We start from the raw sequence: 16,530 nt of genomic DNA on the forward strand, positions 1-16,530 counted from the left end.
GCTCGTTAGGGTCGTGTCCATGACGGACGCGTACACGGAACCGGGTACCCCCGACACACGCGGCCCCCTGCGGTACCTGTGGTGGCTGGTCACGAGCCAGCGCCGCAGGGTGACCGCGGGGGCCCTGCTCGGCAGCGCGTGGATGGTCTGTCTGACGCTGCCGCCCTATCTGCTGTCCCGGGCGATCGACGACGGGCTGCGGCCGGGACGGTGGCCGGAGCTGACCGGCTGGGCCGCGGCACTGCTGGGGGTGGGGGTGCTGAACGCCTGGCTGGCGATCATGCGCCACCGCACGATGACCCGGGTGCGGATGGACGCCGCGTTCCGTTCGGTGGCGGTCGTGGTGCGGCAGGCGACCCGGCTCGGCGCGGCCCTGCCGCGGCGGGCCACCGCCGGTGAGGTCGTCACGATCGGGTTCGGGGACGTCGGGGTGATCGCGGGAACGCTGACCGTCACGGGTCCCGGGGTGGGCGCGGTGCTCGCCTACGTGGTCGTGGCCGTGCTGCTCCTGGCCGTCTCGCCGCTGCTCGCGGCCGTGGTCCTGCTCGGGGTGCCGCTCCTCGCCGTGCTGGTCGGTCCGCTGCTGTGGCGCCTCCAGGGGGCCGAGGCCGTCTACCGGAGCGGGCAGGGAGCCCTGGCGGCCCGGTTCGAGGACATGGCGGGCGGTCTGCGCATCCTGAACGGCATCGGCGGCAAGGAGGTGTACGCGGGCCGGTACCGCACCGCCTCGCGTGCCCTGCGCGACGAGGGCTACCGCGTCGGGACGGTGACCAGCTGGATCCAGGCGCTCGGGGTGGGCCTGCCGACGCTGTTCCTCGGCGTGGTGACCTGGCTGGCGGCGCGGATGGCGGTCCAGGGGGACATCAGCGTCGGCGAGCTGGTCGCGGTGTACGGCTACGCGGCCGTGCTGGTCGTGCCGGTGGAGTTCTTCATCGAGGGCGGGTACGGGATCAGCCGGGGGCTGGTCGCCTCGCGCCGGGTCGTCCGGTTCCTGGCCCTGGAACCGGAGGGCCGGGACGGGGCGACCGTCGCGCGGGAGCCCGGGACACCGGCCGCGCTGCACGATCCGGAGTCCGGCGTCGAGGTGGCACCAGGACGGCTGACCGCGCTGGCCGGAGCCCGCCCCGCGCAGTCCGCGGCGGTGGTGGACCGGCTGGGCCGCTTCACCACGTCGGCCGCCACCTGGGGCGGGATACGCCTGGAGGACATCGACCTGACCGCGATCCGCCGCCGCGTCCTGGTCGCGGACAACGAGGCCGCGCTCTTCGCCGGGCCGTTGCGGGAGGTGGTCGGCGGGGCCGGGGACCGGGACGGGGAGGCCGTCGGACGGGCCGTCGAGGCCGCCGCGGCCAAGGACGTCGTGCGCGGGGCGCCCGGCGGGCTCGACGCGTGGATCGAGGCGGAGGGCCGCAACCTCTCCGGCGGTCAGCGCCAGCGCGTCCGGCTGGTCCGGGCCCTGCTGGCCGACCCCGAGGTCCTGCTGGCGGTCGAACCGACCTCGGCGCTCGACGCCCATACGGAGGCGGCCGTCGCCGACCGGCTGCGGACCGCGCGCAGGGGCCGCACCACGCTCGTCACCAGCACGTCGCCCCTGCTCCTGGAACGGGCGGACACCGTGCACTACCTGGTCGACGGTGTCGTGGCGGCGACCGGGAGCCACCGCGAACTCCTCGCCGCCGTGCCCGGCTACCGCGCGCTGGTGGCCCGGGGAGGCGCCGGCGACACGTCCGGCGACTCCGGGCCGGAATCCGTTCCGCCGTCGAGGGAGGCCGTGAGATGACAGCGTTCCGAAAGACACCGGAGCCCGGTACGCCGGACGCGCACGCGCTGCCGGTCGCCGGCCCGGCGCGGATCCGGCGGGCCGCCCTGCGGCTGATCCGGCTGGACGCGCGCGCCTTCGCCGGCATGCTCGTCCTCAACGCGCTCGCCGCCGCTGCCGGCCTGGTCGGCCCGTGGCTGCTCGGCCGGATCGTCGACGAGGTCGCGTCCGGCGGCACGGTGGCCGCGGTGGACCGCCTCGCGCTCCTCATCCTCGTCCTCGCCGTCGTCCAGCTGCTGCTGGCGCGGTACGCCGGATACGTCGGGCACCGCTTCGGCGAACGGACTCTGGCACGCATCCGGGAGGAGTTCGCCGAACGGGCGCTGGCGCTGCCCGCGTCGGTCGTCGAGCGGGCCGGGACGGGGGATCTGATGGCCCGGGGCACCGCGGACGTGGCGTCGGTCGGCACCACGCTGCGGGACGCCGGGCCGGACCTCCTCATCGCCGCCGTCCAGGCGCTGTTCATCCTCGGCGCGGTGTTCGTCATCGATCCGCTGCTGGGTGTGTGCGGGGTACTGGGGCTGCTCGGGATCCGGTTCGCCGCGCGCTGGTACCTGCGCCGGGCCCTCGGGGCGTACCTCGACGAGGGCGCGGCGAACTCGGCGCTCGCGGAGCAGCTCGCGGCGACCGCCGCCGGGGCCCGCACGGTGGAGGCCCTGGGGCTACAGGAGCGCCGGATCGCGGCCTGCGAGCGGGCGATCGGGCGGGCCGGGGCCACTCGGAACCGGACGCTCTTCCTGCGCAGCGTGCTCTTCCCCGCGGTCGATGTCTCCTATGTCGTCCCGGTGGTGGCCGTGCTGCTGATCGGCGGTGCGCTGCACGACCGCGGTGCGGTCGGTCTGGGGGCCGTCATCGCCTGCGCACTGTACCTGCGGCAGCTCTCCCAGCCACTGGACAGGATCCTCCAGCGCATGGAGCAACTGCAGAGCAGCGGTGCGGCCTTCGCCCGGGTCGAGGGCCTGGCGGAGACCGTTCCGGCCCCGCGCGACGACACCGCCGCGCCCGTCGGCGATCTCATCGAGGTGACGGGGGTGCGGTACGCGTACGACGGCGGGGACGACGTCCTGCACGGGGTCGACCTGACCGTCCGCCCCGGCGAGCGGCTGGTGATCGTCGGCCCTTCGGGAGCGGGGAAGACGACGCTCGGCCGGCTGCTCGCGGGCATCGACGCGCCGCACACGGGCTCCGTGACGGTGGGCGGCGTCCCGGTCTCGGGACTGGGCCCGGACCGGCTGGGGCGGCACGTCGTTCTCGTCACCCAGGAGCACCACGTCTTCCACGGCACGGTCCGGGACAATCTGCGGATCGCGTCCGAGTCGGCCGGTGACGTCGAACTCCGCGCCGCGTTGACGGCCGTCGGCGCCTCCTGGGTGGACGAGCTGCCGGACGGGCTGGACACGGATCTGGGTCCCGGGGGCCACCGCCCCGACGGCGCCGCGGCCCAGCAGCTCGCCCTGGCCCGTGTGGTCCTCGCCGATCCGCACACCCTGATCCTCGACGAGGCCACCGCCCTCCTCGACCCGGCGACCGCCCGGCGCACCGAACGGGCCCTGGCCGCCGTCCTGGCGGGCCGCACCGTGGTGGCCGTGGCCCACCGCCTCCAGACGGCCCACGACGCGGACCGGGTCGCCGTGATGGAGGACGGCCGGATCACCGAACTCGGCAGCCATGACGCGCTCGTGGCGGCCGACGGGGCGTACGCGGCGCTGTGGCGGTCCTGGCAGGGGGAGCGGGCGTGAGGCGGAGGTGGTGCGTGCGCACTCACCTGTACGTCGCGGCGCGAGTGAGCACTCACTCGCACCGCCGCGGCGGTGGGTAAGCACTCACCTCTCCACCCCGCGAGGTGGGGTGAGTACTCACTCACCTCTCCACCCCGCCCCGTCAGATGTACCCCATCGCGGCAGCGCCGCCCACTCCCCCGAGCACCATGAACGCCGGCATGAGGATCTTGAGCTCCACCCAGCTGCCGGCCGTGAAGCGCATGGCCTTCGGCGGGCCGAGCGGGTACCAGCGCTTGCGGCCGACGGGGATCGGCCACAGGATCGGGCAGCCGGAGACGGTCAGCGCGTCACCGATGTCGTGGACGAGAGCGCCCAGGACGATCGGCAGACCGAGCCACAGGTACTCCTGCCCGGGGGCGTCGAAGAGCCAGTCCGCACCGTTGCCGGGCTTGTCGAGGACCCCGGCGAGGATCCAGGCGCTGGTGGCCCCCAGAAGCCACACCAGGACGTCGCTGGACATCCGGGCGGCCCGCCAGAGCAGTCCCTCGACGGCGAGGACCAGGTGGACGAAGAGGATCCCGAGAACGGCCCAGCGCCCGCCGGTGTAGGCGGCCGCGGAGGCGCCCGCGCCGATCAGGACCGCCCAGAGCCAGGTGTGCGTCAGGGTCCGGTGGCCGCCGTTGCGGCGCGAGTCCCCCCGCATCCGGGTGGCCTTGTAGACGGCGTGGGACAGCTTGTCGACGATCTCGCACAGGCCCCGGGAGACCGGCCCGAAGGCGCGTGAGATGGTCGCGGACTTGTGGTCGAGGTCCGGGGCGAGGGCCGCCCCCGCGCTGATCAGCGCCCCGACGACCAGGACGGGCCAGGGCATCGCGTGGTCCGCCGCGGCGGCCGCCGCGCCCACCCCCAGCCAGGCCGCCGCCCCGGACAGGGAGTGTGCCGGTCCCATCATGGCTGTTTCCGCCCCCGTAGGTGTGCCGGGTGCGGCAGCCGCCGCCCCCCGTGTGCGTTTCCGGCCACCGCCGTTGCGGTGCCGTCGAGTTGAGAGGGCAGCGTATCGTCCGTGATCTTCGCACGGTCGTCCGGTTCCCTCATCCGGGCGGAAGGCAGGCAAGATGGGGGCGTGACCCTTATCGATCAGCTGCCCCCGACCGACGACCCCGACGCCCTCTTCGAGGCCTTCTCGGCCTGGACCGAGACGCAGGGGATCACCCTCTACCCCGCTCAGGAGGAGGCGCTGATCGAGGTGGTCTCCGGGGCCAACGTGATCCTTTCCACCCCCACCGGGTCCGGAAAGAGCCTGGTCGCCGCCGGTGCGCACTTCACGGCGCTGGCCCAGGACAAGGTCACCTTCTACACCGCTCCGATCAAGGCGCTGGTCTCGGAGAAGTTCTTCGACCTGTGCAAGCTGTTCGGCACGGAGAACGTCGGGATGCTCACCGGCGACGCCTCGGTCAACGCCGACGCCCCGGTGATCTGCTGCACGGCCGAGGTGCTGGCCTCCATCGCTCTGCGTGACGGGAAGTACGCGGACATCGGCCAGGTCGTCATGGACGAGTTCCACTTCTACGCCGAGCCGGACCGGGGCTGGGCCTGGCAGATCCCGCTCCTGGAACTGCCCCAGGCGCAGTTCGTCCTGATGTCGGCCACCCTCGGCGACGTCCGGATGTTCGAGGAGGACCTGACGCGTCGCACGGGCCGGCCCACCTCCGTGATCCGTTCGGCGACGCGTCCGGTGCCGCTCAGCTACGAGTACCGGCTGACCCCGATCACCGAGACGCTCACCGAACTGCTGGAGACCCGGCAGTCACCGGTCTACATCGTGCACTTCACGCAGGCCGCGGCCGTGGAACGGGCGCAGTCGCTGATGAGCATCAACATGTGCTCCAAGGAGGAGAAGGAGAAGATCGCCGATCTCATCGGCAACTTCCGCTTCACCACCAAGTTCGGCCAGAACCTCTCTCGGTACGTGCGGCACGGCATCGGGGTGCACCACGCGGGGATGCTCCCGAAGTACCGCCGCCTGGTGGAGAAGCTGGCTCAGGCGGGTCTGCTGAAGGTGATCTGCGGGACGGACACGCTGGGCGTCGGGGTCAACGTACCGATCCGCACGGTGCTGTTCACCGCCCTCACCAAGTACGACGGCACCCGGGTGCGCACGCTGCGGGCCCGTGAGTTCCACCAGATCGCGGGGCGGGCCGGGCGGGCCGGGTTCGACACGGCCGGCTTCGTCGTGGCGCAGGCCCCCGAGCACGTCATCGAGAACGAGAAGGCGGTCAAGAAGGCCGGCGACGACCCCAAGAAGAAGCGCAAGGTCGTCCGCAAGAAGGCGCCCGAGGGCTTCGTCGCCTGGTCGGAGACCACGTTCGACAAGCTGATCCAGTCCGACCCCGAGCCGCTGACCTCCCGCTTCCGGGTCACGCACACCATGCTGCTGTCCGTCATCGCCCGTCCGGGCAACGCCTTCGAGGCGATGCGGCACCTGCTGGAGGACAACCACGAGCCGCGACGGGCCCAGCTGCGCCACATCCGCCGAGCGATCGCGATCTACCGCTCGCTGCTGGACGGCGGGGTGGTGGAGCAGCTGGACACCCCGGACGCGGAGGGCCGCATCGTCCGGCTCACCGTCGATCTGCAGCAGGACTTCGCGCTGAACCAGCCGCTGTCCACGTTCGCGCTCGCGGCGTTCGACCTGCTGGACCCGGACTCGCCGTCGTACGCGCTGGACATGGTCTCCGTCGTGGAGTCGACGCTCGACGACCCGCGTCAGATCCTCGCCGCGCAGCAGAACAAGGCGCGCGGCGAGGCGGTCGGGCAGATGAAGGCCGACGGCATCGAGTACGAGGAGCGGATGGAACTGCTCCAGGAGGTCACGTACCCGAAGCCGCTGAGCGAGCTGCTGTGGCACGCGTACGACGTCTACCGGCGCAGCCACCCGTGGGTGGGCGACCACCCGGTGTCGCCGAAGTCGGTGATCCGGGACATGTACGAACGGGCGATGACGTTCACCGAGTTCACGTCGAACTACGAGCTGGCGCGGACCGAGGGCATCGTGCTGCGGTATCTGGCGAGCGCGTACAAGGCGCTGGAGCACACCATCCCGGACGATCTGAAGTCCGAGGACCTGGAGGATCTGATCGCCTGGCTGGGCGAGATGGTGCGTCAGGTCGACTCCAGTCTGCTGGACGAGTGGGAGCAGCTGGCCAACCCCGAGGTGGAGACGGCCGAGCAGGCCCAGGAGCGGGCGGACGAGGTCAAGCCGGTCACGGCGAACGCCCGTGCCTTCCGGGTGCTGGTGCGCAACGCGATGTTCCGCCGGGTGGAGCTGGCCGCGCTGGACCGGGTCCGGGACCTGGGCGAGCTGGACGGCGAGTCGGGCTGGGACGAGGACGCGTGGGCCGAGGCGATGGACGCGTACTGGGACGAGTACGAGGAGCTGGGCACCGGTCCGGACGCGCGCGGGCCGAAGCTGCTGAAGATCGACGAGGACAAGGAACACGGCGTGTGGCGGGTCCGGCAGACCTTCGCCGACCCGAACGGCGACCACGACTGGGGCATCAGCGCCGAGGTCGATCTGGCCGCGTCCGACGAGGAGGGCCGGGCGGTCGTCCGGGTCACCTCCGTGGGCCAGTTGTGAGCGCGACCGTACCGACGGCGCCGCTGCGAGAGTGGAGAAGAACCGCATGACGAACCCCGCCGAGCGCCTGGTCGATCTGCTCGACCTGGAGCGGATCGAGGTCAACATCTTCCGCGGCCGGAGCCCCGACGAGTCCCTGCAGCGGGTCTTCGGCGGGCAGGTGGCGGGCCAGGCGCTGGTGGCGGCGGGCCGGACCACCGACGGGGAGCGGCCGGTGCACTCGCTGCACGCCTACTTCCTGCGTCCCGGCCGCCCCGGTGTGCCCATCGTCTACGAGGTCGAGCGGGTCAGGGACGGCCGCTCGTTCACCACCCGCCGGGTGACGGCGGTCCAGCAGGGCCGGACGATCTTCAACCTCACGGCGTCGTTCCACCGCCCCGAGGAGGCCGGTTTCGAGCACCAGCTGCCGCCGGCCCGGGAGGTGCCCGATCCGGAGACGCTGCCTACGGTCGCCGACGAGGTGCGGGAGCATCTGGGCGGGCTGCCGGAGGCGCTGGAGCGGATGGCGCGGCGCCAGCCCTTCGACATCCGGTACGTCGACCGGCTGCGCTGGACGCGCGAGGAGGTCGAGGGCGCCGATCCGCGCAGTGCCGTGTGGATGCGCGCGGTGGGTCCGCTCGGTGACGATCCGCTGGTGCACACCTGCGCGTTGACGTACGCGAGCGACATGACGCTGCTGGACGCGGTGCGCATTCCGGTGGAGCCGCTGTGGGGGCCGCGCGGGTTCGACATGGCCTCCCTGGATCACGCGATGTGGTTCCACCGGCCGTTCCGGGCCGACGAGTGGTTCCTGTACGACCAGGAGTCGCCGGTGGCGACGGGCGGGCGGGGTCTGGCGCGGGGCCGGATCTACGACCGCGAGGGGCGTCTGCTGGTGTCCGTGGTGCAGGAGGGTCTGTTCAGGAGGCTGGATCCGCGGGCTTCCTGAGAGGGTCCGGCGGGTTCAGACGCCCGGCAGCGGGTCCTGTTCGACCTCGTGGCGGCGGGTGCGGATATCGGGCGGCGAGGGGTGCAGCTTGGCGTCGCAGGACGGCCCGAGGCCGGTGCGGCGGGAGGTGGTGCCGGTGAGCGGGCGTCCGCAGAGGCGGCAGCGCACGGTGCGACGGCCGGACACGGGGGCCGTTCCGGGCAGCCGCCCGCTCTCGGCGGCGTCCTGGGGGACGGGTTCGGGGGACTCCACGCGCCGATCCTTCCAGGCCACGTCCTAGGATGCGACCTCCCGAACCCGCACGACCGAGGAGCCTTCGTGGCGCACACCCTGAAAGTGATGGTCCTGCCCCGGCCGGCCAAGCGGCGGCCCGAGGTCTTGCCCGGGGTGGCCGAGGGTTTCGTCCACGTCGTGGTCGACCCGTCCCAGGGCCTCTCCCACGTGGTCGCGTATCTGGAACGCGAACTGCCCGCCGACGGCATACCGGGGTATCTGAAGGCGCGCAAGGAGGGTGCCCGTTCCTTCGTGCTGTGGGCGGAGCCCGAGCGGCGCACCCGGCTGGCCACGGTCGTGACCAGGGCCGCGCGGGGCGGGGTGGCGGAGTATCAGGTGTGGGGCGGGCAGGGCGAACTGCTCGGCACCGTCGTCCGGGAGAAGGCGCTCTCCGGCAAGGGGCTGCGCACGCGCTGGACGGTCACCGGGGCCGGCTGCCCGGAGGCGGTCGGGTACAAGGGGCGGATCTTCTGGTGGTGGATGTGGTGGCCGCTGTTCCCTCTGTGGGTGCTGATCGCGGTGGGGAGCCTGTTCAACGGCGGCGGTGACGTGCCGCGCGGGCCGCGGCGCATCATCTGGCGGTCAAGCGACGGGACGCCGCTGGAGTACCACTCGGACGACACGGTGGTCGTCCACTCCCCCGCGGTCGACCGGCGGCTCGCGGCGGCGCTCTCGGCGCTGGTCCGGTCCTTCGACAGCTGGCTGGGCACGCCCTGGGACGACAAGAAGGAGTGACGCCGCGCCCTCCCCCGCCGTGGCGCCGTCCACCTCGCCGTTAGCCCATTGGACGGATACCGCGGTCCGCGGTCCCCGGTGGGCGCGTGCCTGACCGGCGTCGCCGTGCGCCGCCGCGGAAGGTGGTCCCGCGCGGCGATCCGGGGGCCGCGACCCCGCCCCCCGGCGCCGGAGGACCATCGGCGAAGGAGGCACGGTCATGACGGCCGATCAGATGCTCGTGGGGCTGGGACTGATCGTGGTGCTCGCGGTCGGCTCCCAGGTGCTGGCGAACCGGCTGCGCGTGCCGGCACTGCTCGTGCTGCTGCCGGTCGGGTTCGCCGCCGGGGCGCTCACCGACACCGTGGACCCGGACCGGCTGCTCGGCGGGGCGTTCTCCCCGCTGGTCTCCCTGGCGGTGGCGGTGATCCTCTACGACGCCGGGCTCGGTCTGGACCTGGAGCGGCTGAAGGGGCACACCCGCCGCGTCGTGATCCGGCTGCTGTGGATCGGGACGGTGCTCACCATGGTCTCGGCCGCGCTGTCGGCCGTACCGCTCCTGGACATGTCGCCGGGGGCCGCGGTGATGCTCGCGACGATCCTGGTGGTGTCCGGACCGACCGTCGTGGGACCGCTGCTCGGCTTCGTCCGTCCCACCGAACGGCTCCAGCGCGTCCTGATCTGGGAGGGCTCCCTGATCGACCCGGTGGGCGGCATCCTGGGGGCGCTGGTCTTCCACGGTGTCCTGGCGGGCGAGCGGCCGGGGTTCGGGCGCCAGATCGGCGAGTTCGCCGCGAGTACGGCGGTGGGCGCGGCCGGCGGGGCGGTCGGCGCCGCCGTGCTGTGGCTGATGCTGCGCCGCGTCCGGCTGAGCGAGGAGCTGGCCACGTCCCTGCAGTTCGCCGCGGTGATCGGCATGGCGACGCTCTGCGACGCGCTGCGCGACGACACGGGGCTGATCTCCGCCGTCGTGATGGGGGTCGCCATGGCCAATCTGCCGGGGCTGGACCTCCCCGCGCGGCGGCCGTTCTTCGACACTCTGGTCTCGCTGATCATCGGATTGCTGTTCATCTCCATCTCGGCCACCGTCACCCCGGCGTCACTGCGGCACGTGGTGCTGCCGACGCTCGCCCTGGTCGCTCTGCTGGTCCTGGTGACGCGGCCGCTGGTGGCGCAGCTTGCCACGCTGGGGACCGATGTGCGGCGCGGCGAGCGGTGGTTCATCGGCTGGATGGCCCCGCGCGGCATCGTCGCGGCGGCCACGGCGTCCACGTTCTCGGCCGAACTGATCGACAAGGGCGTCGGCGGCGCACACCGGATCCTGCCCGCCACCTTCGTCGTCATCGTCGCCACGGTCACGCTGTACGGCCTGACGGCGTTCCCGGTGGCCCGGCGGCTCGGGGTGCTGCGCCCGGCCCGGTCCCGGCCGCTGCTGGTGGGCGGGGCGCCCTGGGTGGTGGACCTGGCGTGCGCGCTGCGCGCGGCGGGGCTGGACGTGCTGATGTGGGCGGGGGCCGCCGCCGAACGGGCCCGCATCGAGCAGGCCGGGCTGACGCTGGCGCCCGGTGAGCTGCTGGCCTCGGCCACCGGGGCGGGTGCGGAACTGGAGGGGATCACCGGGGTCCTGCTGCTGACCGGCGAGGACGACTTCAACGCACTGGCCGCGATGACGCTGCGCGAGAGCGTGGACGGTCCGGTGCACCGGGTCGCGGCGCCGGCCCGGGGACACGGGGTGATCGCCCCGTACACGGGCGGGGAAGCGCTGTTCGGCGGGGGGCTCAGCGGCCCGGAGCTGGCGCGGGGGCACGCGGCGGGCGCCCGGGTGGAGGTCCGTCCGGCCGGCGTCCTCCCGGACGGCTACCGGCTGCTCTTCGTGGTGCGGCCGGACGGGCGCCTGCTTCCGGTGACCGACGCGGGGACCCCGGACGTGGGCGCCGACGACCAGGTGGTGGTGCTGAGCCCACCCACCTCCGTGCGCACCGGCTGAGGGGGCGGCCCGGCTGCCGGAATCGCTCCGAGCCGCGATGATCGGAAGGGGCCGGCCCGCGCCGTCCCCCGTGCGCCCGCTCGGCGGTCCAGGAGGGTTTGATGCCGAACGCGATGACTCCCGTGCCCTACGGCGCCCATCCGACGCCGGACGAGCGGGCGGCCCGCGGCAAGGCCGCCCGCCGGGCGGTGCCCCGGTCGAGCCACGCCGAGTTCGTCCCGGCCGCGGACCGGCCCGATCCACTGGAGATCCTGCGGGCCCAGTCCGAGACGCGGGTGCCCGAACTCGTGCCGATCCGCTACGGCCGCATGACCGAGTCGCCGTTCCGCTTCTACCGGGGCGCGGCGGCGGTCATGGCGGCGGATCTGGCCGGTACCCCGGTCTCCGGGATCACCGCCCAGCTGTGCGGCGACGCGCATCTGCTGAACTTCCGGCTGCTGGCCTCGCCGGAGCGCCGGCTGCTCTTCGACATCAACGACTTCGACGAGACCCTGCCCGGTCCGTGGGAGTGGGACGTCAAACGGCTCGCGGCCAGCCTCGCCATCGCGGGCCGGGCGAACGGCTTCGACGACCGGGAGCGCGCCGCGATCGTCCGGGCGACGGTGCGCTCGTACCGGGAGTCCATGATCCGGTTCGCGGGGATGCGGAATCTCGACGTCTGGTACGCGCACACCGACGCGGAGCGGCTGCGTTCGGTGGCGGCCGAGCAGTTGCGCAAGCGGGGCCGCAGGGAGCTGTCCCGGGCCATGGCCAAGGCCCGTGGGCGGGACAGTCTGCAGGCGTTCGACAAGCTCACCGAGGTGGTCGACGGGCGGCGGCGGATCGCCGCGGACCCGCCGCTGCTCGTCCCGGCGGCCGATCTGATGCCGGAGCTGGAGCGCGCGGCGTTCGAGGAGCGGTTCCGGCGGATGCTCGACGGCTACGCGCAGAGCCTGGCCTCCGACCGCCGCACCCTGCTGTCCGGCTTCCGGCTCGTCGACGTGGCCCGCAAGGTGGTCGGGGTGGGCAGCGTCGGGACGCGGTGCTGGATCATCCTGATGCTGGGCCGGGACAACGGCGATCCGCTGTTCCTCCAGGCCAAGGAGGCCGATGCCTCGGTGCTGGCCCCGTACACGGGCGCGAGCCGCTACCGGAACCAGGGCCGCCGGGTCGTCGCGGGGCAGCGGCTGATGCAGGCGGCGAGCGACATCTTCCTGGGGTGGGAGCGGGTGGACGGTTTCGACGGCCGGCGCCGGGACTTCTACATCCGCCAGCTGCGGGACTGGAAGGGCATCGCCCAGCCCGAACTCATGGTGCCCAAGGGGCTGGCGGTCTTCGGGGAGGTCTGCGGGGCGACCCTCGCGCGGGCGCACGCCCGCTCGGGCGACCGGATCGCGATCGCCTCGTACCTCGGCCGGGGGGAGGTCTTCGACCGGGCGCTCCAGCGGTTCGCGGAGTTGTACGCCGACCGCACCGAGCGGGACCACCGGGCGCTGGTGGACGCGGTGCGGTCGGGGCGGCTGCCCTCGGCGGATCCGGCGGGCGCGCCGGTGTGAGCCGGGCGCGCCCGGGGCGGTTCAGACGGTCCGCTTCTTCCACGGGTCGGCGCAGAGCGCCCAGATGATGAAGACGTCCAGGGCGATGAGCACGAGGGACCACAGGGGGTAGTAGGGCAGCCACAGGAAGTTGGCCAGTGCGCCGAGTCCGGCGAGGACGATGCCCGTGACCCGTGCCCAGACCGCCCCGGTGAACAGGGCGCAGCCGGCGAGCACGATGACGATGCCGAGCACGAGGTGGATCCAGCCCCAGCCGGTCAGGTTGAACTGGAAGACGTAGTTGCGGGTGGCGACGAAAACGTCGTCCTTGGCGATGGCGGAGATCCCCTGGAGGAGCGCCATCGCGCCGCCGAAGATCATCAGGACGGCGGCGAGGACGGTCCAGCCGGTGCGGAACGGGTGGGAGCCGTCGGGTTCGGGGTCGTACGACGCACGTGGTGCGGTGCTGCTGCCGGCCATGTCGGCCTCCTCGGGTCGCGGAGGCGTACGGCGGACCGGGAGGACCCGCCGGGTGTCTCCGTTTCCAGCGTGGCACGGCGGACCGGACCCGGCAGTGCGGGCGGGGGGTGCCTCACGTGCCCGTCCGCACGGGGATAGGGTCCCGGATGTGCGGACGCGGCCGGGTCCGACGGGCGGGGCCGATCCCTCGCGCCGGTGACCGTCCGCGCCCCGATGAACGTCGCAGGTGAAAGGACGCCCGCCCATGACCGAGATCGTCCCGGTCTCCGGACCGGAACTGGTCACGTACGCCGATGAGCTCGCTGCCCTCCTGGTGGAGACGGTCGACGGAGGTTCCTCCGTGGGCTTCCTGGCTCCGCTGGAGCGGGAGGCGGCCGCCCACTGGTGGCGGGAGCGCGCGGGTGCGGTGGAGTCCGGGGAGCAGCGGGTCTGGATCGCCCGGGACGGCGAGCGGGTCGCGGGCACGGTGAGCCTGGCGCCGGCGCGGATGCCCAACGGCCGCCACCGGGCGGAGATCGGCAAGCTGATGGTGCGCCCGTCGGCGCGCGGGCGGGGGCTGGGCCGGGCGCTGCTGGACACGGTGGAGCGGGCGGCGGCCGACGACGGCAGGACGCTGCTGGTGCTGGACACCGAGAGCGGCTCCCCCGCCGAACGGCTGTACCGCGCGGCAGGGTGGACGGAGTGCGGTTCCGTCCCCGGTTACGCGGCCGACACCTCGGGCGTTCCGAAACCGACGACGCTCTATTTCAAGGAGATCGGCCGAAACGGCACGGCGGCCCGGTAGCCGGCTCCGAGGCTTCCCGGCCGGGCGCGACAATGGCGGGGAAGACACCGACGAGGAGAGATCCATGACGCTGCACGACATCCCGCTCCACACCCTCACGGGCGAGCCGACGACGCTGGGCGCCTACCGCGGCCGGGCCGTCCTGCTGGTGAACGTCGCCTCCAAGTGCGGGCTGACCCCGCAGTACGCCGGTCTCGAACGGCTTCAGAAGGCGTACGCGGACCGGGGCTTCACGGTGCTCGGCGTGCCGTGCAACCAGTTCGCGGGCCAGGAGCCGGGAAGTTCGGAGGAGATCCGGACATTCTGCTCGACCACGTACGGGGTGACCTTCCCCCTGCTGGCGAAGACCGAGGTCAACGGCGCGGGGCGTCACCCGCTGTACACGGAGCTCACCCGTCTGGAGGATGCGGACGGACAGGCCGGTGACGTCCAGTGGAACTTCGAGAAGTTCCTGATCTCCCCCGAGGGCGAGGCGGTCGCCCGGCTCCGTCCGCGCACGGAGCCCGAGGACCCGGAGCTGGTCGCGGCCATCGAGGCCCTGCTGCCCGCCTGAGGACGGCGACGGCCCCCGTCCGCGGCGGACGGGGGCCGTGCCGTGCTCTCGGCGCCGATCAGCGGATCGGCATCCCCGACAGGGTGCGGGCGATCACCAGGCGCTGGATCTCGCTGGTGCCCTCGAAGATCGTGTAGATCGCGGCGTCCCGGTGCATCCGCTCCACCGGGTACTCACGGGTGAAGCCGTTGCCGCCGAGGATCTGGACGGCCTGGGCGGTGACCTTCTTGGCGGTCTCGCTGGCGAAGAGCTTCGACATGGAGCCCTCGGCGGACTCGAACGGCTTGCCGGTGGTCGCCATCCAGGAGGCGCGCCAGACCAGCAGCCGGGCCGCGTCGATCTGCGTGCGCATGTCGGCAAGCTGGAACGCGACGCCCTGGTTGTCGATGATCGGGCGGCCGAACTGGGTCCGCGTCTTCGCGTAGTCCAGCGCGACCTCGTACGCGGCACGGGCGGTGCCCACGGCCATGGCGCCGACGGCCGGGCGGGAGGCCTCGAAGGTGGCCATGGCGGCGTTCTTCACGCGCTCGCCGCCGGTGGCGGCGCGCTCGCGGGCGCGGGCGAGGCGCTGGTCCAGCTTCTCCTTGCCGCCGAGCAGGCAGTGGCCCGGCACGCGCACGTCCTCCAGGACGACCTCGGCGGTGTGCGAGGCGCGGATGCCGTGCTTCTTGAACTTCTGGCCCTGGGAGAGGCCGGGGGTGTCCGGCGGCACGATGAACGAGGCGTGCCCCTTGGACCCCAGCTCGGGGTCGACGACCGCGACCACCACATGGACGTTGGCGATGCCGCCGTTGGTCGCCCAGGTCTTGGTGCCGTTGAGGACCCACTCGTCCTTGGCCTGGTCGTAGACCGCGCGGGTGCGCATCGAGGCGACGTCCGAGCCGGCGTCGGGCTCGGAGGAGCAGAAGGCGGCGACCTTCACGTCGTCGGCGTCGCCGTACATCTGCGGGATCCAGGTGCCGATCTGCTCCTCGGTGCCGTTGGCGAGGACGCCGACGGCCGCCAGGCCCGTACCGACGATGGAGAGGGCGATTCCGGCGTCGCCCCAGAACAGTTCCTCCATGGCCATGGGGATGCCGAGACCCGTCGGGTCGAAGAACTGCTGGGCGTAGAAGTCGAGGGAGTAGATGCCGACCTTGGCCGCCTCCTGGATGACCGGCCAGGGCGTTTCCTCACGCTCGTCCCACTCCGAGGCCGCCGGACGGATCACATCCGCGGCGAAGCCGTGCAGCCAGTCGCGGACCTCCTTCTGGTCGTCGTTGAGTTCGAGCGTGAACTCGGCCATGTTCCCCTCCACGTACTGCCGTGAAAAACCATTCGTTACTTGCGGTAACAACAGTCTGTTACCGGCAAGTAGCCTCTGTCAACCGCCCGGCCCGCGATCCGTGCACCGCTGGGCAGGGTGTTACGTTGCGCAGGCACGACGAACAGCACGGTCAGGGGTGGGAGAGACGACATGGAGACCACACGACAGGCCGAGCGACAGCGGACCGCGGCCGAGCGCCGCCGCCGCGAACTGCTCGAAGCCGCCGACCGCGTGGTGCTCAGGGACGGCCCCGGCGCCTCGATGAACGCCATCGCCGCCGAGGCGGGCATCACCAAGCCCATCCTCTACCGGCACTTCGGCGACAAGGGCGGCCTCTACCGCGCCCTGGCCAAGCGGCACACCGACGGACTGCTCATCGCGCTGCGCGCGGCGCTCGACGCCCCGGCCTCCCGCCGCGAGCGGGTCGAGTCCACGCTGGACACCTACCTCGCGGCCATCGAGGCGAGACCGCAGGTCTACCGGTTCCTGATGCACCCCTCCGACGACGCGGCACCCGCCTCGGAGCAGGGCTTCGACGTGGGGCGGCATTCGGCGCCGCTGCTGCGGCGGCTGGGCGAGGAACTGGCCCTGGTCATCGCGGAGCGTGTGGACCTCGGCCCGGACAGCCAGGCGATGGCCCGGATCTGGGGCCACGGCATCGTCGGCATGATGCACGCGGCGGGCGACTGGTGGCTCGGCGAACGCCCCTGCTCGCGCGAGCAGTTGGTCCGCAGTCTGGCCGATCTGCTCTGGGGCAGGCTGGCCGCGGCGGGCGACCGCCCCGGCGGCCCCGGGTTCTGAACCCGCACCGTGC

At 72.8% G+C, this 16,530-nt stretch carries 14 protein-coding genes; 10 read left to right on the forward strand and 4 right to left on the reverse strand.

Features of this window, described 5'->3' with window-relative positions; genetic code table 11:
* Positions 1-19: 19 nt before the first annotated feature.
* Positions 20-1,780 carry an ABC transporter transmembrane domain-containing protein gene (locus ACFVDM_RS12915; protein ID WP_383637256.1) on the forward strand — a complete coding sequence of 587 codons (1,761 nt, stop codon included), beginning with the start codon at positions 20-22 and terminating at the stop codon, positions 1,778-1,780.
* Positions 1,777-3,558, forward strand: coding sequence for an ABC transporter ATP-binding protein (locus tag ACFVDM_RS12920; protein ID WP_383637259.1), 1,782 nt, complete (start codon positions 1,777-1,779; stop codon positions 3,556-3,558). Before ACFVDM_RS12915 ends, ACFVDM_RS12920 begins: the two co-directional genes overlap by 4 nt.
* 142 nt (positions 3,559-3,700) lie before the next feature.
* Here ACFVDM_RS12920 and ACFVDM_RS12925 read toward each other — a convergent pair whose 3' ends face one another.
* Positions 3,701-4,492 carry a metal-dependent hydrolase gene (locus ACFVDM_RS12925; protein ID WP_383637262.1) on the reverse strand — a complete coding sequence of 264 codons (792 nt, stop codon included), beginning with the start codon at positions 4,490-4,492 and terminating at the stop codon, positions 3,701-3,703.
* A gap of 171 nt (positions 4,493-4,663) precedes the next feature.
* On the opposite strand from ACFVDM_RS12925, the gene ACFVDM_RS12930 reads away from it, so the two are divergent.
* The gene (locus tag ACFVDM_RS12930; protein WP_383637265.1) at positions 4,664-7,177 is read left to right on the forward strand and encodes a DEAD/DEAH box helicase; all 2,514 of its coding nucleotides are present in this window, start codon (positions 4,664-4,666) and stop codon (positions 7,175-7,177) included.
* A 46-nt stretch (positions 7,178-7,223) separates the two neighbouring features.
* Positions 7,224-8,105: an acyl-CoA thioesterase gene (locus ACFVDM_RS12935; protein WP_383637268.1), complete on the forward strand. Its 882-nt coding sequence runs from the start codon at positions 7,224-7,226 to the stop codon at positions 8,103-8,105.
* A 15-nt stretch (positions 8,106-8,120) separates the two neighbouring features.
* Here ACFVDM_RS12935 and ACFVDM_RS12940 read toward each other — a convergent pair whose 3' ends face one another.
* Positions 8,121-8,357, reverse strand: a complete 237-nt coding sequence (locus tag ACFVDM_RS12940; protein WP_383637271.1) for a DUF6011 domain-containing protein — start codon at positions 8,355-8,357, stop codon at positions 8,121-8,123.
* A gap of 66 nt (positions 8,358-8,423) precedes the next feature.
* Here ACFVDM_RS12940 and ACFVDM_RS12945 point away from each other — a divergent pair, with 66 nt between their 5' ends.
* From ACFVDM_RS12945 to ACFVDM_RS12955, 3 genes are all read left to right on the forward strand, one after another.
* Positions 8,424-9,113, forward strand: coding sequence for a hypothetical protein (locus ACFVDM_RS12945; RefSeq protein WP_383637274.1), 690 nt, complete (start codon positions 8,424-8,426; stop codon positions 9,111-9,113).
* A 199-nt stretch (positions 9,114-9,312) separates the two neighbouring features.
* On the forward strand, positions 9,313-11,079 hold the full coding sequence (locus ACFVDM_RS12950) for a cation:proton antiporter (RefSeq protein WP_383637276.1): 1,767 nt from the start codon (positions 9,313-9,315) through the stop codon (positions 11,077-11,079).
* 101 nt (positions 11,080-11,180) lie between these two features.
* A complete protein-coding gene (locus ACFVDM_RS12955; RefSeq protein WP_383637279.1) occupies positions 11,181-12,614 on the forward strand; it encodes a DUF2252 domain-containing protein in 1,434 nt (477 codons plus the stop codon).
* 21 nt (positions 12,615-12,635) lie between these two features.
* Here ACFVDM_RS12955 and ACFVDM_RS12960 read toward each other — a convergent pair whose 3' ends face one another.
* Positions 12,636-13,073, reverse strand: a complete 438-nt coding sequence (locus ACFVDM_RS12960; protein WP_383637282.1) for a hypothetical protein — start codon at positions 13,071-13,073, stop codon at positions 12,636-12,638.
* Positions 13,074-13,317: 244 nt separating this feature from the next.
* Here ACFVDM_RS12960 and ACFVDM_RS12965 point away from each other — a divergent pair, with 244 nt between their 5' ends.
* Positions 13,318-13,857 (forward strand): GNAT family N-acetyltransferase, encoded by a 540-nt coding sequence (locus ACFVDM_RS12965; protein WP_383637285.1) that lies wholly within the window; start codon positions 13,318-13,320, stop codon positions 13,855-13,857.
* 64 nt (positions 13,858-13,921) lie between these two features.
* Positions 13,922-14,410 (forward strand): glutathione peroxidase, encoded by a 489-nt coding sequence (locus ACFVDM_RS12970; RefSeq protein WP_383637288.1) that lies wholly within the window; start codon positions 13,922-13,924, stop codon positions 14,408-14,410.
* A gap of 58 nt (positions 14,411-14,468) precedes the next feature.
* Here the strand turns inward: ACFVDM_RS12970 and ACFVDM_RS12975 are convergent, their stop codons facing one another.
* Positions 14,469-15,695 carry an acyl-CoA dehydrogenase family protein gene (locus ACFVDM_RS12975; RefSeq protein WP_383637291.1) on the reverse strand — a complete coding sequence of 409 codons (1,227 nt, stop codon included), beginning with the start codon at positions 15,693-15,695 and terminating at the stop codon, positions 14,469-14,471.
* 171 nt (positions 15,696-15,866) lie between these two features.
* On the opposite strand from ACFVDM_RS12975, the gene ACFVDM_RS12980 reads away from it, so the two are divergent.
* Entirely contained in the window at positions 15,867-16,517 is a 651-nt protein-coding gene (locus ACFVDM_RS12980) for a TetR family transcriptional regulator (RefSeq protein ID WP_383637294.1), read from the forward strand.
* Positions 16,518-16,530 lie beyond the last annotated feature (13 nt).

It is taken from the genome of Streptomyces sp. NPDC057682, assembly GCF_042799575.1.
Classification (GTDB): Bacteria; Actinomycetota; Actinomycetes; order Streptomycetales; family Streptomycetaceae; genus Streptomyces.